This is a genomic window from Pseudomonas sp. D2002 (assembly GCF_013385735.1).
Lineage (GTDB): Bacteria > Pseudomonadota > Gammaproteobacteria > Pseudomonadales > Pseudomonadaceae > Aquipseudomonas.
Genome location: NZ_JACAPL010000012.1, coordinates 1 through 18,171, shown reverse-complemented (window position 1 = coordinate 18,171; position 18,171 = coordinate 1). Strand labels below are relative to the sequence as shown.

At 61.0% G+C, this 18,171-nt stretch carries 19 protein-coding genes; 7 read left to right on the top strand and 12 right to left on the bottom strand.

Annotated features, from left to right (window positions below; translation table 11 throughout):
* Positions 1-28: 28 nt before the first annotated feature.
* The 3 genes from HX783_RS22700 to HX783_RS22690 form a co-directional block, all read right to left on the bottom strand.
* Positions 29-1,339 (bottom strand): dicarboxylate/amino acid:cation symporter, encoded by a 1,311-nt coding sequence (locus HX783_RS22700; protein WP_159955190.1) that lies wholly within the window; start codon positions 1,337-1,339, stop codon positions 29-31.
* A gap of 95 nt (positions 1,340-1,434) precedes the next feature.
* A complete protein-coding gene (locus HX783_RS22695) occupies positions 1,435-2,310 on the bottom strand; it encodes an alpha/beta fold hydrolase (RefSeq protein ID WP_177018314.1) in 876 nt (291 codons plus the stop codon).
* A 254-nt stretch (positions 2,311-2,564) separates the two neighbouring features.
* Positions 2,565-3,023: a VOC family protein gene (locus tag HX783_RS22690; RefSeq protein WP_177018313.1), complete on the bottom strand. Its 459-nt coding sequence runs from the start codon at positions 3,021-3,023 to the stop codon at positions 2,565-2,567.
* A 225-nt stretch (positions 3,024-3,248) separates the two neighbouring features.
* Here HX783_RS22690 and HX783_RS22685 point away from each other — a divergent pair, with 225 nt between their 5' ends.
* The 3 genes from HX783_RS22685 to HX783_RS22675 are packed head-to-tail and all read left to right on the top strand — an operon-like array spanning position 3,249 to position 5,940.
* Positions 3,249-4,472 carry an SfnB family sulfur acquisition oxidoreductase gene (locus HX783_RS22685; RefSeq protein WP_177018312.1) on the top strand — a complete coding sequence of 408 codons (1,224 nt, stop codon included), beginning with the start codon at positions 3,249-3,251 and terminating at the stop codon, positions 4,470-4,472.
* A 3-nt stretch (positions 4,473-4,475) separates the two neighbouring features.
* Positions 4,476-5,141 (top strand): methionine ABC transporter permease, encoded by a 666-nt coding sequence (locus HX783_RS22680; protein ID WP_159955194.1) that lies wholly within the window; start codon positions 4,476-4,478, stop codon positions 5,139-5,141.
* A 28-nt stretch (positions 5,142-5,169) separates the two neighbouring features.
* Positions 5,170-5,940, top strand: a complete 771-nt coding sequence (locus HX783_RS22675; protein WP_177018311.1) for a MetQ/NlpA family ABC transporter substrate-binding protein — start codon at positions 5,170-5,172, stop codon at positions 5,938-5,940.
* Between the two features lie 124 nt (positions 5,941-6,064).
* Here the strand turns inward: HX783_RS22675 and soxR are convergent, their stop codons facing one another.
* Positions 6,065-6,514 (bottom strand): redox-sensitive transcriptional activator SoxR, encoded by a 450-nt coding sequence (soxR, locus tag HX783_RS22670; protein ID WP_177018310.1) that lies wholly within the window; start codon positions 6,512-6,514, stop codon positions 6,065-6,067.
* Between the two features lie 99 nt (positions 6,515-6,613).
* Between soxR and HX783_RS22665 the strand changes: the two genes are divergently transcribed.
* A complete protein-coding gene (locus HX783_RS22665) occupies positions 6,614-6,979 on the top strand; it encodes an antibiotic biosynthesis monooxygenase (RefSeq protein WP_177018309.1) in 366 nt (121 codons plus the stop codon).
* On the opposite strand, the gene HX783_RS22660 is transcribed toward HX783_RS22665, so the two are convergent.
* The 4 genes from HX783_RS22660 to msuE all read right to left on the bottom strand — a co-directional run bounded on the left by HX783_RS22660 (position 6,968) and on the right by msuE (position 11,168).
* Positions 6,968-8,071, bottom strand: coding sequence for a sigma-54-dependent Fis family transcriptional regulator (locus HX783_RS22660; RefSeq protein ID WP_106580595.1), 1,104 nt, complete (start codon positions 8,069-8,071; stop codon positions 6,968-6,970). The two genes, HX783_RS22665 and HX783_RS22660, sit on opposite strands and share 12 nt — an antisense overlap.
* Positions 8,072-8,082: 11 nt before the next feature.
* On the bottom strand, positions 8,083-9,270 hold the full coding sequence (locus HX783_RS22655) for an acyl-CoA dehydrogenase family protein (RefSeq protein WP_159955199.1): 1,188 nt from the start codon (positions 9,268-9,270) through the stop codon (positions 8,083-8,085).
* Positions 9,271-9,452: 182 nt separating this feature from the next.
* Positions 9,453-10,595: an FMNH2-dependent alkanesulfonate monooxygenase gene (gene ssuD, locus HX783_RS22650; RefSeq protein WP_177018308.1), complete on the bottom strand. Its 1,143-nt coding sequence runs from the start codon at positions 10,593-10,595 to the stop codon at positions 9,453-9,455.
* A gap of 9 nt (positions 10,596-10,604) precedes the next feature.
* On the bottom strand, positions 10,605-11,168 hold the full coding sequence (msuE, locus tag HX783_RS22645) for an FMN reductase (protein ID WP_106580598.1): 564 nt from the start codon (positions 11,166-11,168) through the stop codon (positions 10,605-10,607).
* A 401-nt stretch (positions 11,169-11,569) separates the two neighbouring features.
* Here msuE and HX783_RS22640 point away from each other — a divergent pair, with 401 nt between their 5' ends.
* The 3 genes from HX783_RS22640 to HX783_RS22630 all read left to right on the top strand — a co-directional run bounded on the left by HX783_RS22640 (position 11,570) and on the right by HX783_RS22630 (position 15,091).
* On the top strand, positions 11,570-11,839 hold the full coding sequence (locus tag HX783_RS22640) for a hypothetical protein (RefSeq protein ID WP_177018307.1): 270 nt from the start codon (positions 11,570-11,572) through the stop codon (positions 11,837-11,839).
* Between the two features lie 233 nt (positions 11,840-12,072).
* Entirely contained in the window at positions 12,073-13,233 is a 1,161-nt protein-coding gene (locus tag HX783_RS22635; protein WP_159955202.1) for a cysteine desulfurase family protein, read from the top strand.
* A gap of 49 nt (positions 13,234-13,282) precedes the next feature.
* Positions 13,283-15,091 (top strand): aminopeptidase P family protein, encoded by a 1,809-nt coding sequence (locus HX783_RS22630; protein WP_177018306.1) that lies wholly within the window; start codon positions 13,283-13,285, stop codon positions 15,089-15,091.
* 98 nt (positions 15,092-15,189) lie between these two features.
* Here the strand turns inward: HX783_RS22630 and HX783_RS22625 are convergent, their stop codons facing one another.
* From HX783_RS22625 to rhtA, 4 genes are all read right to left on the bottom strand, one after another.
* Positions 15,190-15,780, bottom strand: coding sequence for a 2-hydroxychromene-2-carboxylate isomerase (locus HX783_RS22625; RefSeq protein ID WP_177018305.1), 591 nt, complete (start codon positions 15,778-15,780; stop codon positions 15,190-15,192).
* Between the two features lie 39 nt (positions 15,781-15,819).
* Positions 15,820-16,551, bottom strand: a complete 732-nt coding sequence (locus HX783_RS22620; protein ID WP_177018304.1) for an SDR family oxidoreductase — start codon at positions 16,549-16,551, stop codon at positions 15,820-15,822.
* 114 nt (positions 16,552-16,665) lie between these two features.
* Positions 16,666-16,947, bottom strand: coding sequence for a hypothetical protein (locus tag HX783_RS22615; RefSeq protein WP_094953514.1), 282 nt, complete (start codon positions 16,945-16,947; stop codon positions 16,666-16,668).
* 165 nt (positions 16,948-17,112) lie between these two features.
* A complete protein-coding gene (rhtA, locus tag HX783_RS22610) occupies positions 17,113-18,000 on the bottom strand; it encodes a threonine/homoserine exporter RhtA (protein WP_159955206.1) in 888 nt (295 codons plus the stop codon).
* Positions 18,001-18,171 lie beyond the last annotated feature (171 nt).

Below are 18,171 nucleotides of genomic sequence, written 5' to 3'. Positions count from 1 at the left end.
GCCTTCCGGCGCGCCTGGCCGTTATTGCTTACTCGGCAGCGATCTTCGCCTGTGCCGCCTGAGCAGCCCGCGCATGGCGGCCGCGCTTGAGGGCGATAGGCGCCATTTTTTCGCGGTCCAGCTCGCCTTCCCACGCGGCCACCACCAAGGCTGCGACGGCGTTGCCGATGATATTGGTCAGCGAGCGGCATTCAGCCATGAAACGGTCGACGCCCAAAATCAGCACCATCGCCGCCACCGGCACGGTGGGCACCACCGCCAGGCTGGCGGCCAGTGCGACAAAACCAGCACCCACCACCGCACCGGCGCCTTTTGATGTGAGCATGGCCACCGCCAGCAAGGTCAGTTGCTGTTCCAGCGGCAGGTGCGTGTTGGTCGCCTGGGCCAGGAACAGCACGGCCAGGGTCATATAGATGTTGGTGCCGTCGAGGTTGAAGGTGTAGCCGGTCGGCACCACGATGCCTACCACGCCTTTGGACGCGCCGAGGCTTTCGAGTTTCTGGATCAACTGCGGCAGCGCCGATTCCGACGAACTGGTGCCCAGCACAATCAACAGTTCCGATTTGATATAGCCCATCAATTTGAAAATGCTGAAACCGGCGTAGCGCGCGATGCTGCCCAACACCACCGCGACAAAGAAAAACGCGGTGACATAAAAGGTGCCGACCAGCTTCAGCAGCGGCAGCAACGAACCCACGCCGTACTTGCCGATGGTGAAGGCAATGGCGCCGAAGGCACCGATTGGCGCGACGCGGCTGATCATGCCGACGATGCGGAAAAACACCTCGCTGGCCTGGTTGATCACACCCACCAGTGGCCGAGCCTTTTCGCCGACCATCACCAGGCCCAGGCCGAACAGTACGGAAATAAACAGCACCGGCAGGATTTCGCCCTTGGCGAAGGCATCGAAAAAGGTGCCGGGGATAACGTTCAGCAGAAAGCCGGTCACGCCTTCACTGTGCTGCGCCTGGCCGACGAAGCCGGCGATGGCCGAACTGTCCAGGGTCTTCACATCGATATTGAAGCCCACGCCGGGGTGCAGCAGGTGCGCGGAGAGAATGCCGATCAGCAGGGCGATGGTCGAGACGATTTCGAAGTACAGCAGCGCCTTGCCGCCGACCCGGCCCACCTGTTTCACATCGTGCATGCTGGTGATGCCGGAGACCACCGTGCAGAAGATGATCGGGCCGATGATCATCTTGATCAGCTTGATAAACCCGTCGCCCAAGGGCTTGAGGTCGATGCCGACTTGCGGCCAGACGTGGCCGATCAACACACCCAGCGCGATGGCGATGAGCACCTGTACGTACAGGGTTCCCAGCAGTTTTTTGAGTGTCATTGTTATTATCTCAATCGTTTTTTGGGCAAGCAGAACCCGTCGCAGGCCATCAGCAGCCTGCGAGGCGGGTCTTTCAGGTCACGGGGTTACAGCATTCAGCGCAGGAAGGTCAGGACCTCGCCCAGCAACAGTTCAGGGACTTCTTCGGCAATGTAATGGCCGGCCGGCAGGGCCTTGCCACGTATGTCGGTGGCGACTTTCTGCCATTCCTTGAGCGGCTCGAAACAGCGGCCGACGGTGCCTTCGGCGCCCCACATCACCAGCAACGGCAGGTTCAGGTGGTTGCCGGCGTCGATGTCCGCCTGGTCGTGTTCAAGGTCGATACCGGCGGCAGCACGGTAGTCCTCGCAGATACCGCGCGCGGTGCCGGGCAGCTGCAGGCAGCGCAGGTATTCGGCGAAGGCCTCATCGGTAAATGGCTTGAGCCCGGCACTGCGGCTGCCCATCACGCTGCGCAGGTACAGCTCGGGGTTACTCTCGATCAGCGCTTCGGGCAACGGCGCCGGGCGGATCAGGAAGAACCAGTGCCAGTAGGCGCGGGCGAAGGCTTCGTCGGTCTGGGCATACATCGACAGGGTCGGCGCGATATCCAGCAGCACCATGCGTTGCAACGCGTTTGGGTGGTCCAGCGCCAGGCGATGGGCAACACGCGCGCCACGGTCGTGGGCCAGCACCGAGAACTGCTCGAAGCCCAGGGCTTGCATCAGTTCGACGCCGTCGCGGGCCATTTCGCGTTTCGAGTAGTTGGCATGGTGGTCGTCGGCCAGCGGCTTGCTGCTGTCGCCATAACCGCGCAGGTCGGCCGCCACCACGGTAAAATGTTCGGCCAGTTGTTCGGCGACCTTGTGCCAGATGACGTGGGTTTGCGGGTGCCCGTGCAGCAGGAGCAGACCGGGACCTGTACCGCCTTTGCGGTAGCTGATGTCCACGCCATTGACGTGGCACTGGTCTTTTTGGAATCCGGCGAACATGGAATGACTCCTTGTGATGATTGCCTGCATCGTGGAATCACGCGGCGTTCGGGGCAAGGGGGAAAGCGTGGAGGGGTTGTTCATGAAGTGTGTAGGAGCCTCGATCTCTCAATCGATGCGGACTCCTGTGAGAGCTGGCTTGCCTGCGATGGCATCGCCGAGGTCGTGCTGGTGTACCGAGGTGACTGCATCGCAGGCAAGCCAGCTCCCACACAAGCCAGCTCCCACATGGGATGTGTATTGCTGTTGAGATCTCAGCCTTGCTTGAACATCGCCATCGCTCGCTCCCGGATCTGCGCTTCGGTCAGGTCTTCCTTGCGCGTAGCCAAAAACCAGAGGTGCCCAAACGGATCCTTCACGCTTGCCGAGCGGTCGCCATAAAACTGATCCTTGGGCTCGGACACCACGCTGGCACCGGCCGCAACGGCTTGTTTGAATTGTGCATCCACGTCGTTCACGTACAGGTGCAGGCCGACACTGGTGTGTTCGGCCGGGTTGCGTAAGGCCATGTCAGCGCAGGGCGAGCCGAGCATGAGCGCCGAGTCGCCAATGCGCAGTTCGGCGTGGCCGACCTTGCCGTCGGGCATGTCCAGGCGCATGACCTGGGTGGCGCCAAAGGCTTTCTTGTAGAACTCAATGGCATCGCTCGCGTTGTCGATGCCCATATAAGGCGTGACGCTGTGATAACCCTCGGGGATAGGTTTAACGCTCATATCGTTCTCCACAGGTGGTGGTTGGGCAGGCAGGCCTTTTCACTATAGGCCACGTATCATGCGGCCTGCGGGTAGCCGACGAGGTGTTGGCCAAGCAACAGTGAACAGGCAGATTGCTGCGTCAAAGGCGCTTTTGGATCGCGATTTTTCCGCCAACCCAGCGGTTTGCGGGCTCGGCACAGAAGCTGCAATGCACCAGACAAACCATTCGCCCGAGAGCGTTGTATGTCTGTACTGCCTGTATCTGCCGATTACCCCATTCACACCCCCCACGCTGACCTGATCCGCGATGAAGCCCAGGCGATTGCCGTGGCCCATCAAGTCGCCGCCGTGCTGCTCGAGCAGGACGCCGAACGTGACCGCAGCCGCCAGGTGCCCGCCGAGGTGGTCGACCTGTATTCCAACAGCGGCCTGTGGGGCATCAGTGTGCCGCGCGAATTTGGTGGCGCGCAGGTGTCCTACGCGGTGCTGGCCCAGGTGATTGCGATTATCTCGGCGGCTGACCCGTCGCTGGGGCAAATCCCGCAGAACCATTACTGCCTGCTGGAGGATATTCGCCTGCAAGGCACGCCCGAGCAGCAGGCGCATTTCTTCGGCCTGGCGCTGCAAGGCCATCGGTTTGCCAATGCGCTGTCGGAAACCGGCGGCAAGAACGTGCAGGACATTCAGGCCAGCGTCCGACGCGTTGGCGACGGCTATGTGATCAACGGCCGCAAAGGCTATTGCACTGGTTCGCTGTACGCCCACTGGCTGGCGGTGCTGGCGCTGGATGAGCAGCAAAATGCGCAGTTGGCTTTTGTGCCGCGTGGCACCGAAGGCCTGGTGGTGGTGGATGACTGGGACAGCATGGGCCAGCGCACCACCTCAAGTGGCACGGTGCTCGCGCAGAACCTGCGGGTGCCGGCCTTCAATGTGTTTCCTACGCATAAATCCTATGATTCACCGACCCTGGCCGGCCCTTTCGCACAGCTGACCACTGCCGCCATCGACGCCGGGATTGCCCGCGCCGCCTTGCGTGACACCGTACAGTTCGTGCAGCAATTTGCCCGGCCATGGATCGACGCCGGGGTGGAAAAAGCCAGTGAAGACCCGCTGACCATCATCCAGGTTGGCGCCCTGGATATTCGCCTCGAAGCCGCTGAAGCGTTGTTGGAGCGTGCCGGTTTGGCCCTGGACGCGGCACGCCCGGCGCCGAATGAAGACAATGTCGCCCACGCCTCCCTGGCCGTGGCGCGGGCCAAGGTGCTGACCACTGAAATCGCCATCGAAGCCAGCAACAAGCTGTTCGAACTCGGCGGCACGCGCTCGACCTTGAAGAAACACAATTTCGACCGCCACTGGCGCAACGCGCGGGTGCACACGCTGCACGACCCGGTGCGCTGGAAATACCACGTGGTGGGCAACTGGTTGCTCAATGGCACCAAGCCGCCACGTCACGATTGGTCATAAGCCATGGCCGAGTGGTTTAAACACATCTACTGGGCCGACATCGGCCAAGCCTGCCTCGAAACCCTGAGCATGCTCGGCGCCGCGCTGGGTTTTACCGTGCTGCTGGGGCTGCCGCTGGGCGTGCTGCTGTTTCTGACCGGCAAGCGCCAGCTGCACGAAGCGCTGGTGGTGTATCGGCTGCTGTCGGTGGTGGTCAACGTGCTGCGCTCGCTGCCGTTCATCATCTTGCTGATTGTGCTGATCCCGCTGACCACCTTGCTGGTCGGCACCTCCCTAGGCGTGCCAGGCACCATCCCGCCGCTGGTGGTGGGCTGCACGCCGTTTTTTGCGCGGCTGGTGGAAACCGCGTTGCGCGAAGTCGACCGCGGTGTGGTCGAGGCGACCCAAGCCATGGGCGCGAGTACCTGGCAGGTGATCCGCCACACGCTGCTGCCGGAGGCCCGCGGCGGGTTGCTGGCAGCGGTGACCGTCACCGCGATTGTGCTGGTGGACTACACCGCCATGGCCGGGGTGATCGGCGGCGGTGGCCTGGGTGACCTGGCGATTCGCTACGGCTACCAGCGGTTCCAGACCGACGTGATGGTGGTCACGGTGGTGCTTTTGCTGGTGCTGGTACAGGCCCTGCAGATGACCGGTGACCGTTTGGTGGCGCGTTACAGCCGCCGTTAATTCTTATAAAGCTGTCTTTGGAGCATTCATGAAAAAGTCCCTGGCCATTTTGGCTGCTGTCCTGTCGTTCAATGCGTTCGCCAACGAGACATTGGTGGTGGGCGCGACCCCCGTGCCCCACGCGGAAATCCTCGAGTTCGTCAAACCGGTGCTGGCCAAGGAGGGCGTGGATTTGCAGATCAAAGTCTTCACCGACTTTATCCAGCCCAACCAGCAGCTGGCGCTGAAGAACATCGACGCCAACTACTACCAGTACCGGCCGTTTCTGGACGATTACAACAAGACTCGTCACACCGACCTGGTGCCAGTGGTGGGCGTGCACATCGAGCCGTTTGGCGCTTATTCGACGCGGATCAAAAATATCGCCGAGTTGAAGGACGGCGCCACCGTGTCGATCCCCAACGACCCGGTGAATACCGGCCGCGCGCTGGTGCTGCTGGATGAAGCCGGGCTGATCAAGCTCAAGGACCCGAGCAACACCCTCAGCACCCCACGCGATATCGCCGAGAACCCCAAGCACCTGAAAATCCGTGAGCTGGAAGGCGCTTTGCTGGCCCGTTCGGTGAGCCAAGTGGATTTGGCCTTTGTGTTTGCCAATTACGCGCTGGAAGCGGGGATTGATACCAACAGTGCGTTGATTGTGGAGAAGGGCAAATCGCTGTACGTCGAGTACCTTGTGGCGCGGCCGGACAACATCAACGACCCGCGTATTCAGAAGCTGGCCAAGGCGTTGAACTCCGATGAAGTGCGCCAGTTTATTTTGACGCGTTACAAGGGCCAGATCGCGCCTGGGTTCTGAGCCTGACAAATAACTAAATGTGGGAGCGGGCTTGCTCGCGAATGCGGAGTGTCAGCCAACAATTTTGTTACTGATACACCGCATTCGCGAGCAAGCCCGCTCCCACATTGATCGCATTCCCAAGTCAGGAGGCGGTGGTGGGCTCCAGCAAATGGGCGCCCGGCCCGCGTTCACCGAGTTGGTCATCCTGATTGCGCAACGGGCAGGCCTCCAACGACAAACACCCGCAACCAATACAGCCACTCAACTTGTCACGCAGCAGCAACAATTTGTTGATGCGATCATCCAAATCTTCTCGCCACAGCGCCGACAGGCGTTCCCAGTCTTCAGTCGTCGGTGTGCGCCCATCCGGCAAGGTCTGCAACGCCTCGCCAATCGTCGCCAGTGGAATGCCCAAGCGCTGGGCGATCTTGATCACCACCACCCGCCGCAACACATCCCGTGGATAGCGACGCTGGTTACCGGCATTGCGGTTGCTCTTGATCAGCCCCTTGGCTTCGTAAAAATGCAGGGCCGTGACCGCGACACCGCTGCGAGCGGCGAGTTGGCCGACGGTGAGTTGCTTGGTAAGCATAAAAACTCCAGATAAACGCTTGACCTTGACTTAACTAGAGGTTTTACCCTGCGTGGCATCGAATCGCAAGATTCTGCCTACAGAGAGAGGGGAGTGTTCATGCAGGTATCAGAGAAGAATCGCAGCTTCACTCAACTGATCGAGTTTCAGGTCGAGCCCCGGCAGCAACTCGCGCTGGCGGCGGCCTTGTCCACCCAGAGCGAACGCCTGGCCCAGGGCCATGGCGGCTTTATCAATGCGAGTGTGCAAGTCAGCGATGACGGCCGGCGGGTGCTCAATTACCTGCAGTGGCGCACGCGCGAGGAGGGCGAGGCCGCGTTTAAATGCTTTGAGCACGGCGAGGAAGATTTCTGGACGCTGATCCGCGCCCACCAGGCCAAGGCGGTGACCTTCGGTTCGTTCCAGGTGCTGCGCAGTTTTGAGCGCAGCCATGACAACGCGTTGCACTGCCGCCTAAATGGATAGGTGCAACATGCGCTCGCCTTGTACGTTTTCGCCGGGCCGGCGCTTGTTCACCGCCAACTCGCCGATCTTGATCAGCCGGGTGCGCGTGACGTTGCGGCTCAGGCCCAGCAGGTTGGCGGTGTGCACCTGGTTGTAATGGCTAAAGCGGTAGGCAGCACGCAACAACGCGTCCTCGACCTTTTCATGCAGGGCGCCGGCCTGTTCCTCGAAGAGCTTTTGAAAGGCCCGCGCCAGTAACGCTTCGGCGCTGTTGTCGGTGCCGTGCTGGCTGTCGTCCTGACGCTCGATGCGCATGTTCGACAGGCGCAAATCATCGCGTTCGATCACGCCGTTACGGCAGATCAACAGGGTGTGGTGAATCACGTTTTCCAGCTCGCGAATATTGCCCGGCCAGCTGTAGCTTTTGAGTTTGTGCTCGGCCTCGCGGCTGATGGTGATCGGGCCGTAGCCGAGGCGCTGGCTGTAGGCTTCGATGAAATGCCGGGTCAGCGGCAGGATATCGCCGGGGCGCTCGCGCAATGGGCTGAGTTCCAGGCTGACCACGTCGAGGCGGTAGTAGAGGTCTTCGCGAAAATGCCCGGCGTTGATGGCTTTTTCCAACTGCACGTTGGTGGCCGCCAGTACCCGCACATCAATCGGAATGCTCTTGCGCGAACCCAGGCGCACCACTTCACGCTCCTGTAATACGCGCAGCAGCTTGACCTGGATCGCCATCGGCAAGTCGCCAATCTCATCGAGGAACAAGGTGCCGCCGTCGGCCTCTTCGAACCAGCCGGCCTTGGCGCTGAGGGCGCCGGTAAACGCGCCTTTTTCATGCCCGAACAATTCGGCTTCCACCAGCGATTCAGAGAACGCCCCGCAGTTCACCGCCACAAACGGCCGGTTGCGCCGCGCGCTGAGGTTATGAATATGGCGCGCCACCAACTCTTTACCGGTGCCGGTCTCGCCGATGATCAGCACGCTGGCTTCGCTGGGCGCCACTTGCTGGATGTGGTCGAGCAGCGCCTGTGATTTGGGGTCTTCAAAGACCTGGGCCGTGGCGCGGATCGACGTCGCGAGGGCGGGCGAGGGCGGTAAGGTTAAAAGCTGCATGGGCACCTCTCTTAGGAATAGAACGTGGGAATCGGCAGGGATTGGTTCAAGGCCCAGTCCCCCAGTTCGTGGAGTTTGTAGTCCACCGGGTCGTGCAAGGTTTGTGTGCGCAGGTTGCGCCAGTGGCGGTCCAGGCGCAGCGAGGCGTGGGTGGAACGTGCGCCGGTGACTTCAAACAGGCGGCTGCACAGGTCCAGGCCTTGGCGGGTGGCGGCGACTTTGGCGGTGGCGATGGCAATCGCCAATTGACCGCGTTCGTGTTCGCTGAGGTTGGGGCCTTTGGCCCAGGCCTGGTCGAGCAAGTCGGCGGCACGTTCGACCAGCAGGCGCACGCCTTCCAGCGCGACCCAGAATTCGCCGTAGTGGTGCAGCACGTAAGGGTCCTGGCGCACGTCGTCGGCTGAGGATTTGTGCCACGAACGGGTTTCGGTCAGGGTGTAATTGCGCGCTTCTTCGAAGGCGCCTTCGGCAATCCCGAGAAACATATGTGTGAACGTCAACTGCGCGATCAGCGGGCGCAGGCAGGCGAAAGGCGTGCTCAGCGGGCCTGGGTCGAGGAGCAATTCCGATTCTTCGACGCGCACCCGCTCGAAGCTGGCGCTGCCGCTGTCGGTCTGGCGCTGGCCGATGTTGTTCCAGTCATTGTGCAAGGTGATGCCACTGCGCCCGCTGGGGATCGCGGCGATCAGCAGTTTGCCGCCGGCGCTTTCATCCACCGCCGAGGCGATGAGCATTTCCGAGTCGCTGGCGCCGGAGCAGAAGCTTTTTTTGCCGGAGAACTCACGCCAGCCGCCGAAATCCTTGACCACCGTGCGCGTGTCCAGCGGGTTGAGGGCGTTGCCCCAGAACCAGTTTTTGCGCGCGGTCTGTTCGAACCAGGGTTGCCATTGGTCCGGGCGCGCAAACAGGCGCACGGTGGCGAGCATCAGGTGGTGGAAGCCGAAGACGTGGGCGATGGAGCTGTCAACCTTGGCGAATTCACGCACGATGCCCAGGGTTTCACTCCAGCGCGCGCCGAGGCCGCCGTATTGAGTGGGAATGCTCAGGGCCAGCAAGCCGCTGTGGCGCAGGGCGTCACGTTCGGTTTTCGGTGTGCCACCACGCTCGTCGCGTTCGACGGCGGTGAGGGCGAACTCGGCGGCCAGCAGTTTGGCGGTTTGCAGCGGCGAGGGCAGGACGCTGTGAGGTTTGGCTGTCACGGGGTTTCCTCAATGTCTGTTTGGCAATGAAGCCAAAATGTGGGAGCTGGCTTTTGTGGCGAGGGAGCTTGCTCCCGCTGGGGTGCGCAGCGCCCCCAAAGCTGGCGACTGCTGCGCAGTCGAACGGGAGCAAGCTCCCTCGCCACAAAAAACCGCTCTCACATAAGCCGAGCTGACAGCACTCAGGCCTTGGTTTTAGGCAGCACATCATTGGCAATCATTTCGCCAAACGGGCCGGTGAGGTTGGTGACGCCACGCCCGGCGAGGCTGGCGTAAGGTTCCGGCAATAACGGGAACACCAGCTCGGCAAAGCGATACGCCTCTTCCAGGTGCGGGTAGCCGGAGAAGATGAAGCTCTCGATGCCAAGGTCAGCGTATTCCTTGATGCGCTCGGCCACTTGTTGCGGGTTGCCGACCAATGCCGTGCCGGCGCCGCCACGTACCAGGCCGACGCCGGCCCACAGGTTGGGGGCGATTTCCAGGTTGTCGCGGCGCCCGTCGTGCAAGGCGGCCATGCGCCGCTGGCCTTCGGAGTCAAAGCGCGAAAAGGATTTTTGCGCGGCAGCAATGGTTTCGTCGCTGATGTGTTCGATCAGTTTGTCGGCGGCTTTCCACGCCTCTTCTTCGGTTTCACGCACGATCACGTGCAGGCGAATGCCGAACTTCACACTGCGGCCGTGGCGGGCGGCGCGCTCACGCACATCCGCGAGTTTTTCCGCGACGGCGGCGGGCGGCTCGCCCCAGGTCAGGTACACGTCGACCTGTTCGGCGGCCAGGTCGTGGGCGGCGTCGGAAGAACCGCCGAAGTACAGCGGCGGATACGGCTTTTGCACTGGCGGGTAAAGGGCCTTGGCGTTCTGTACGCGCAGGTGTTTGCCTTCGAAATCCACCGATTCGCCCTGCAGTACGCGTCGCCAGATCTGTAGGAATTCGTCGGAGACTTCGTAGCGTTCGCTGTGATCGAGGAAGCTGCCGTCGCCACGGTTTTCGTCGGGGTCGCCGCCGGTCACCACGTTGATCAGCAAGCGGCCATTGGACAAGCGATCCAAGGTGGCCGCCATGCGTGCGGAGACGGTGGGCGAAATGATGCCCGGGCGAATCGCCACCAGGTAACGCAGGCGTTCGGTCAATGGCACCAGCGCCGAGGCGATGACCCAGGAGTCTTCGCACGAACGCCCGGTAGGAATCAGCACGCCGTAGTAACCCAGGCTGTCAGCCGCTTGCGCAACTTGCTTGAGGTAATTAAGGGTGACCGGGCGTGCACCTTGGGTGGTGCCGAGGTAATGGCCGTCGCCATGCGTGGGCAGAAACCAGAAAACATCCATGACAAATCCTTAAGCGATTTTCAGCAGAGAAGGGGAGTGCGCGGCAAACAAAGGCGCTGCACGTTCTGCGGCAAGGCGTATGCGGCCCTTCAAGGGCTCGCTGGTTATTTGGTAGTCGGTGAAGTCAGCCTCGGTGGCGTACACGCCGATTGGCAGGGTCAAGGCCTGGAAGAAGCTGAACAGCGGGCGCAACTGGTGATCGAGCACCAGCGCGTGACGTTCGCTGCCGCCGGTGGCGGCGAGTAATACCGGTGTGTTGATCAGCGAATTGAGGCCGACCAAGTCGAACAGGTGCTTGAGCAGCCCAGGGTAAGAGCCGCGATACACCGGCGCGGCGACGATCAGCAAGTCGGCCTGTTCGATGGCCAACAGTTGCGATTCGACTTCGGCCGGCAGCTCGTCACGCGACAGCGCACCGCCCAACGGCCGGGCGATGTCGCCCAGTTCGATCAGTGTGGTCTGGATCGGCAGCAAGGTGGCCAGCTCGGCCAGCACGGCTTGGGTCAGCACGAGGGTGCGCGATGGACGCCAGGTGCCGCCGGACAGGGCTACGACATTCAGGGGACGGGTCATGAACAGTTCCTTTTTCAACAGAGGTACATAGCGAGTGAAGTGAAATGTGTTGAGCAAGAGCTGTACCAACGGCTGGAAGCCTTGATTGGCGTGGGCTGCAGGCTCACTGCTGAAAAGTGAAGCTGTTGGCTGCCTGGGGTTTTGTTGAATGACTGTTGCCTGGGCAACAGTTGCGTGGCGAACAGTGTTGATTTCTGTGTGAGGCTATTTATAGAGGGTTAGGTTTATTCCGTAAATGAACGTATTTCCATATTTATAGATCTTAAAAGAATATGTTCGGCTCGCTATCGCAAGTGACTGAATGGTTGATAGCGACTATCACGGGCGGTGATTTTTCACCGCGCAAGGGCGGGAGTAGCCTGTGTTCATTGACTCGAAACCTCCTTTGCAGGGCCTTCACCATGAACCACTTTCTCGCCGTTTCCTTGATCGTTGTCAGCGCCGTCCTCTCCGGTTGTGCGACCCATCCATCGCCTGAATCGCGCCCCTACACCGCCGAAGAAACCAAACAGTTGGCCCTGGAGGCCCTGAGTCGTCGCGGCCTGTCGTTTGATGAATACCAACAGCAGCGTGCCGCACTGACCGGCCAGCCACAGAAGCCTTTTGGTTTCGATCACCAGGGCGAAATGAACGCCGAACGCAGTGTGGTGCTGCACGGTCGTCCCAGTTGAGCCGGTGCTCAGTGGCAAAAAGCCCGAGGATTCCCTTAAGGAACCTCGGGCTTTTTGTTTGCCATTGGGCGACTTCAGCCTGTTAAGCTGAGTTTCAGGAGCGTTCCTACGCACAATTGCCTAAAGTGGTCCTTTTTTAATGGCATTCGATCGGTTAAACCTGACGACCTCGGTTCCGGTTGATGCCCCTGAGACGCTGTTCTCGGGAATACGCTCTGCGAGTCTTAAACGTCATGAATAAACGTCCGTTGTATTTCGACTACGCCGCCACCACGCCGGTGGATGAGCGGGTCATCCAAGTGATGGTCGAGTGTCTGGGCTTCAATGCCAATTTCGGTAACCCTGCGTCCAGTTCCCATGCGTTCGGCCAGGCGGCCCGGCAAACGGTTGAGCAGGCGCGGCGCCAGGTCGCCGACTTGGTCGGTGCCAGCCCTGAGCAAATCGTCTGGACCTCCGGTGCGACTGAATCCAACAATCTTGCGATCAAGGGCGTCGCCCAGGCGCGCGGCGTGGCGGGCGGGCACATCATCACCAGCCAGATCGAACACAAGGCCACGCTGGACACCGCGCGGCAGTTGCAGGAAGCCGGCGTGGCCGTGACCTATCTGGTGCCGGACGCCGACGGGTTGATCAGCGCCACGGCGGTCAGTGAAGCCTTGCGTGAAGACACGTTTCTGGTCTCGCTGATGCTGGTGAATAACGAGCTGGGCACTGTGAACGACATCCCCGCCATCGGCGCGCGGGTGCGTGAGCACGGCGCGCTGCTGCATGTGGACGCGGCGCAAGGTGCGGGCAAAGTGGCAATCGACCTGGCTGAATGGCCGGTGGATCTAATGTCGTTTTCCGCGCACAAGCTGTATGGCCCCAAGGGCATCGGCGCGCTGTATGTCGGCCCGCGGGCGCAGCAGAAAGTCTTGGCGCAGATTCACGGCGGCGGCCACGAAGGCGGCCTGCGCTCCGGCACCCTGGCGACGCATCAAATTGCAGGCATGGGCACCGCGTTTGCCTTGGCGGCGCAGTCTTTTGTTGAGGAAAAGGCCAGTATCATTGCCTTGCGCCAGCGCCTGCTTGATCAGTTGGAATCAGTGCCGGGTGTGCGTCTGAATGGCAGCGCCACCCAGCGTATTCCGCATACCCTCAGCCTGACCTTCAGCGAAGGTGAGTTCAATGCCGCCGCGCTCAGCGCAGGCATGGCGTTTTCGGCGACCTCGGCGTGCAATTCGGCGAGCAATGCGCCGTCCCACGTACTTTTGGCCTTGGGCCATGACGCGCGCAGCGCCGGTCGCACCATTCGTTTGAGCCTGGGCCGGTTTACCACCGAACAGGACATCGACCAGGCTGTGCAATTGATCAAGGCCGCACTCGCCAGTGCACCGGCGTTCTGGGCCGTCTGATTTTTCATTCGCAGCACATAACAATTATTAGTGGTTAGCAGGAGACACAATGAGTACGCAGCCTTTGACCCATGGAACGGTTCCCCAGCGCCTGGCGCATACCCGTGAACTGATGAGCCGCGAGGGCATTCACGCCCTGCTGGTGCCGTCGGCCGACCCGCACTTGTCCGAGTACTTGCCGGGTTACTGGCAGGGGCGGCAATGGCTGTCGGGGTTTCATGGCTCGGTGGGCACGCTGATTGTCACCGCGGATTTCGCCGGTGTGTGGGCGGACAGCCGTTACTGGGAACAGGCGACCAAGGAACTCAAGGGCAGCGGCATTGAGCTGGTGAAGTTGCAGCCCGGCCAACCCGGCCCGTTGGAATGGCTGGCCGAGCAAACCCCGGAAGGCGCGGTGGTGGCGGTGGACGGCGCGGTCATGGCCGTGGCTTCGGCGCGTACCTTGGACGGCAAGCTGGCGGAGCGCGGCGCGCGTTTGCGTACGGATATCGACCTGCTCAATGAAGTCTGGCAAGACCGCCCGACCTTGCCGAACCAGCCGATCTATCAACACCTGCCACCCCAGGCCACCGTCAGCCGTGGCGAAAAACTCTCCGCCTTGCGCGCCAGCTTGAAAGAGAAGGGCGCCGACTGGCACTTCATCGCCACTCTGGATGACATCGCCTGGTTGTTTAACCTGCGTGGCGGTGACGTGTCGTTCAACCCGGTGTTTGTGTCGTTTGCCTTGATCAATCAGCAGCAAGCCACGTTGTTTGTGGCGTTGAGTAAAGTCGATGCCGAGCTGCGTGCGGTGCTGGAGCAGGATGGCGTTACCCTGCGCGACTACAGCGAAGTGGCGAATGCGCTGCGTGCGGTGCCGTCCGGCGCGAGCCTGCAAGTCGACCCGGCGCGGGTGACCGCCGGCCTGCTGGAAAACCTCGATGCCGGCGTCAAGCTCATCGAAGGGCTGAACCCGACCACGCTGGCCAAATCGCGCAAGAGCCTGGCGGACGCCGAGCATATCCGCCAAGCCATGGAGCAGGACGGCGCGGCGCTGTGCGAATTCTTCGCCTGGCTGGACAGTGCACTGGGGCGTGAACGCATCACCGAGCTGACCATCGATGAACACCTGACAGCCGCCCGTACCCGTCGCCCCGGTTATGTGTCGCTGAGTTTCAACACCATCGCCGCCTTTAACGCCAACGGCGCGATGCCGCATTACCACGCCACCGAGGAAGAGCACGCGCTGATCGAAGGCGACGGTTTGCTGCTGATCGACTCGGGCGGCCAGTACCTGGGCGGCACCACGGACATCACGCGGATGGTGCCGATCGGTACGCCGAGTGAAGAGCAGAAGCGCGACTGCACACGCGTGCTCAAGGGCGTGATTGCCTTGTCGCGTGCGCATTTCCCCAAGGGCATTCTGTCGCCGCTGCTGGATTCGATTGCACGCGCGCCGATCTGGGCCGAAGGCGTGGACTACGGCCACGGCACAGGTCACGGCGTAGGCTATTTCCTGAATGTGCATGAAGGCCCGCAGGTGATTGCCTATCAGGCTGCCACTGCACCGCAAACGGCGATGCAGCCAGGCATGATCACTTCGATTGAGCCGGGCACTTACCGCCCAGGCCGTTGGGGCGTGCGCATTGAAAACCTGGTGTTGAACCGTGAAGCGGGCAAGACCGAGTTTGGCGAGTTCCTCAAGTTCGAAACCCTGACCTTGTGCCCGATCGATACCCGTTGCCTGGAGCCGTCGTTGCTGACGGCGGATGAGCGCGAGTGGTTCAACGCCTATCACGCCGAAGTGCGCGAGCGCCTCAGCCCGTTGCTCAGCGGGGCGGCGCTGGAATGGTTGCAGGTGCGCACAGCGGCTATTTGATCGGCTGCAGTTCGGGGGCCTGGGCCAGGGCGTCGGCCATATAGTCGACAAACGCCTTGACCCGGGCCGACTGGCGGCGGGCGGTTGGCGATCGATCTCTAGCTGAGGGCTTCGCGCACAAATTCCAGACGGTCCTGACCGAAGAACAGCTGGTCTCCTACAAACATACTGGGCGCACCGAACACGCCGCGCTGAACGGCCTGCTCGGTTTTGGCTTTGAGGGCGGCTTTCACGCTTTCGTCATTGGCCAGGGCCAGCACGTCCTCGGGGTTAAAACCGGCTTCGGTCAACACCGTGGCTACGACAGCGGGGTCGCCCAAGTGGCGGCCTTCGACCCAGAGGGCACGGAACAGGCAGTCGATGAAGGCTTGGAAGCGTTCGGGCTGGTGTATTTGCATGCCGGTGACTGCGCGCATCAGCACCAGGGTGTTGATGGGGAAGTGCGGGTTGAACCTGAGCGTCACGTTGTAGCGCTGGGCGTAGCGCGCCAAGTCATTAAACATGTAGCGGCCCTTGGCGGGGACGGTGATCGGCGAGGCGTTGCCGGTGGCCTTGAACACACCGCCGAGCAGCATGGGTTGATACACCAGTTGCGTGCCGGTTTCGGCGCACAAGGCGGGGAGTTGGGTGTAGGCCAGGTAAGTGGCGGGGCTGCCGAGGTCGAAGAAGAATTCCAGGGTTTTACTCATGGTCGATGCTCGCTGCTTATTGTTGTTTTTTGGCTGGGGTTACCAGGGTTCATTCCAGGGGCGCAGGTCCAGTTCGAAGGTCCAGGCGTCGCGTGGCTGGCTGTGCAAGTACCAATAGTTGTCGGCGATGTGCTCGGGGTTGAGGATGCCGTCCTGGTCTTTCTGGGCGTATTTTTGCGGGAAGTTGTCGCGAATGAAGTCGGTGTCGATGGCGCCATCGACCACCACATGGGCGACGTGAATGTTCCTGGGCCCCAATTCTCGCGCCATGCTTTGCGCGAGTGCGCGGATGCCATGCTTGGCCCCGGCGAACGCCGCGAACCCCGCGCCGCCACGCAAACCTGCAGTCGCACCGGTGAAGAGGATGGTGCCGCGGTTGCGGGTGACCATGCGCTTGGCCACCTCGCGCGCATTCAGGAAACCGGAGAAACACGCCATCTCCCAAATCTTGAAGTACTTGCGTGCGGTTTCTTCGAGGATGCTGCACGGCACGTTGGCGCCGATGTTGAAGACGAACGCCTCAATGGGCCCCAGCTCGGTTTCGATCTGTTCGATCAGGGCGATGACGTCGTCCTCTTTGCGCGCATCGCAGGCAAAGCCATGGGCTTCGCCACCTGCTGACTGGATGCTGTCGACCAGGGGCTGCAACTTGTCGGCGCTGCGCCGGGTGACACAGGCCACGTAACCCTCGCGGGCGAAGCGTTTGGCAATGGCGCCGCCGGTGGCATCACCGGCCCCCACTACCAATACGATTTTCTTGTTGTGCGTCATGGGAACTCCGTTGCTCGATTGTCGAGCAGGAGTGTAGCCGCCCCGTCGCGAATGGCCGGGTCGATGTCAGGAATTCAAGAAGGGGGAGCAGTCGGACGTGGACTGCTCGGGCGGTCATTTACAGATGACGATCATACTGCGGCTGGTATAGCCGGCAGGGTTGAGGCCGAATGGGTAGTCGCCCGGCTCTTCGGAATTGTCACCGGATTTGGCGATAACCCGGTAGCCCTTGGCACCACATGAGTTGGTTGCGCTGGTGTAGCACTGGTCCCAGGAGGAGGACAGGCCGGAACAGTTGATATGCAGCCCTTTTTTGCCCCGTTTCACTTCTGTCTTGGTGGTCGCAGCACAGCCCGCAATGCCCACGACCAGTAACAGTATCAAAATTCGTTTCATTCCTATCCTTAATAGCCGCTGCGTAAAAAGGCTCGAAGCAGGCTCTACTCGCTCTCGATTGTAGCGTTCAGCTGTCCTTGTCGAAATTCTCCATGAATGACCTTCGTTTACGGCTTAAACATGGCCTAAATGAACGGTAAATACCAGACCTACCTTTAAAGATGATCAGTCCGCTGGCACCAACGGTTTGGATTCGTTGCGCATCGTGAGTGTGGCGCCTACGGAAGCCAGAATGATGCAGGTGATGGCCAGCCATTGCGCCAAGGACAGATGCTCCTGCAGGAAGAACAGGCCGGAGAGTGCACCGAAAGCAGGTTCGATGCTCATCAGCGTGCCGAAGGTGCGGGCAGGAAGGCGGGTGAGCGCGACCATTTCCAAGGTGTAGGGCAAGGCTGTGGAGAGAATCGCAACACCAATGGCCACGGGGATCAACGCAGGCGTAAGCAGTGCGGTGCCGGCGTGGACGATGCCGATTGGTGCAACAAACAGTGCGGCGATCATCACGCCGAGGGCGGCAGTCTGGACGCCATTGTCATTGCCGGCCTTCTGTCCAAACAGAATGTAGAGCGCCCAGCAGACGCCGGCGCCCAGGGCGTAGGCGGCACCGGTCAGGTCGATACCGCTGCTGGCTTCTCCCATCGGGATCAACAATAGAAGGCCGGCGATGGCGAGGCCGATCCAGAGAAAGTCCACCGCTCGGCGCGAAGCGTAGATGGCAACGGCGAGTGGGCCGGTAAATTCCAACGCTACTGCGATGCCCAGGGGCACTGTGCGCAAGGACATATAGAAGAGGAAGTTCATGCCGCCCAGTGCCATGCCATAGATGACGACTGTGCGCAGGGACTTGGCGGTCAGCTTGGCGCGCCAGGGGCGTAAGAGAAGCAGCATGATCACACTGGCGAATATCAGGCGCAGGGTGGTTGTGCCCTGAGCGCCGACAATCGGGAACATGCTCTTGGCCAGCGACGCGCCGGACTGGATGGAAGCCATGGCTATTAACAGCAGGCCGACGGGAAACAATGCCGAGGCCAGGCTGCGGGGTGGGGTGGTCATTGAGGGTGTTCGTCCGAAGTCATAGTAGAGAAGCAGAAGGCATATGATGCTTAACAGTTTGCCTTTGAGCAATATATTGCTCACTTGGATCTGTTTGGCTCTCTATATAGAAGGGAATTGTAGGTTTTTCGCTTGTTTGATAGAAAAGCCAAATTAAGGGTTGACGGCAGA

Bases quoted from the DNA above. Each gene is read 5' to 3' on its own strand.
- HX783_RS22700 (WP_159955190.1), bottom strand. From the start codon at position 1,339: ATGACACTCAAAAAACTGCTGGGAACCCTGTACGTACAGGTGCTCATC.
- HX783_RS22695 (WP_177018314.1), bottom strand. From the start codon at position 2,310: ATGTTCGCCGGATTCCAAAAAGACCAGTGCCACGTCAATGGCGTGGAC.
- HX783_RS22690 (WP_177018313.1), bottom strand. From the start codon at position 3,023: ATGAGCGTTAAACCTATCCCCGAGGGTTATCACAGCGTCACGCCTTAT.
- HX783_RS22685 (WP_177018312.1), top strand. From the start codon at position 3,249: ATGTCTGTACTGCCTGTATCTGCCGATTACCCCATTCACACCCCCCAC.
- HX783_RS22680 (WP_159955194.1), top strand. From the start codon at position 4,476: ATGGCCGAGTGGTTTAAACACATCTACTGGGCCGACATCGGCCAAGCC.
- HX783_RS22675 (WP_177018311.1), top strand. From the start codon at position 5,170: ATGAAAAAGTCCCTGGCCATTTTGGCTGCTGTCCTGTCGTTCAATGCG.
- soxR (WP_177018310.1), bottom strand. From the start codon at position 6,514: ATGCTTACCAAGCAACTCACCGTCGGCCAACTCGCCGCTCGCAGCGGT.
- HX783_RS22665 (WP_177018309.1), top strand. From the start codon at position 6,614: ATGCAGGTATCAGAGAAGAATCGCAGCTTCACTCAACTGATCGAGTTT.
- HX783_RS22660 (WP_106580595.1), bottom strand. From the start codon at position 8,071: ATGCAGCTTTTAACCTTACCGCCCTCGCCCGCCCTCGCGACGTCGATC.
- ssuD (WP_177018308.1), bottom strand. From the start codon at position 10,595: ATGGATGTTTTCTGGTTTCTGCCCACGCATGGCGACGGCCATTACCTC.
- msuE (WP_106580598.1), bottom strand. From the start codon at position 11,168: ATGACCCGTCCCCTGAATGTCGTAGCCCTGTCCGGCGGCACCTGGCGT.
- HX783_RS22640 (WP_177018307.1), top strand. From the start codon at position 11,570: ATGAACCACTTTCTCGCCGTTTCCTTGATCGTTGTCAGCGCCGTCCTC.
- HX783_RS22635 (WP_159955202.1), top strand. From the start codon at position 12,073: ATGAATAAACGTCCGTTGTATTTCGACTACGCCGCCACCACGCCGGTG.
- HX783_RS22630 (WP_177018306.1), top strand. From the start codon at position 13,283: ATGAGTACGCAGCCTTTGACCCATGGAACGGTTCCCCAGCGCCTGGCG.
- HX783_RS22625 (WP_177018305.1), bottom strand. From the start codon at position 15,780: ATGAGTAAAACCCTGGAATTCTTCTTCGACCTCGGCAGCCCCGCCACT.
- HX783_RS22620 (WP_177018304.1), bottom strand. From the start codon at position 16,551: ATGACGCACAACAAGAAAATCGTATTGGTAGTGGGGGCCGGTGATGCC.
- HX783_RS22615 (WP_094953514.1), bottom strand. From the start codon at position 16,947: ATGAAACGAATTTTGATACTGTTACTGGTCGTGGGCATTGCGGGCTGT.
- rhtA (WP_159955206.1), bottom strand. From the start codon at position 18,000: ATGACCACCCCACCCCGCAGCCTGGCCTCGGCATTGTTTCCCGTCGGC.